This is a genomic window from Rhizobium sp. UBA1881, assembly GCF_002338015.1.
Taxonomy (GTDB): domain Bacteria; phylum Pseudomonadota; class Alphaproteobacteria; order Rhizobiales; family Rhizobiaceae; genus Rhizobium.
On sequence record NZ_DDHH01000194.1, the window covers coordinates 1 to 306 of the forward strand.

At 69.6% G+C, this 306-nt stretch carries 1 protein-coding gene; it reads right to left on the minus strand.

Annotation, left to right across the window (positions count from 1 at the left end; all coding sequences use genetic code 11):
* On the minus strand, positions 1–306 hold a 306-nt coding region (locus B3605_RS23980), incomplete at both ends, for an ATP-binding cassette domain-containing protein (protein WP_296436497.1).

Genomic DNA, 306 nt, shown 5'->3' on the forward strand with positions numbered 1-306 from the left:
CTGGCCGCCGGAGAGCTGGTGTGGGCGGCGCGTGAGCATGCCGCGGTCGAGCTCGACCATGTCGAGCAGGTCCAGCACCCGCTTGTCTCGGTCGGTCGCGCCACGGGCGATGCCGAAGCCGATATTGCCGGCGACGTCGAGATGCGGAAACAGCGCGCCTTCCTGTGAGACAATGCCGATGCCGCGCTTGTGCGCCGGCACCGCCGCCGGCCCATCGGCCAGCAATTCGCCATTGAGCGTGACGCGGCCCTGATCGGGCTGCTCGAAGCCGGCGATGATGCGCAGGAGCGTGGTCTTGCCGGAGCC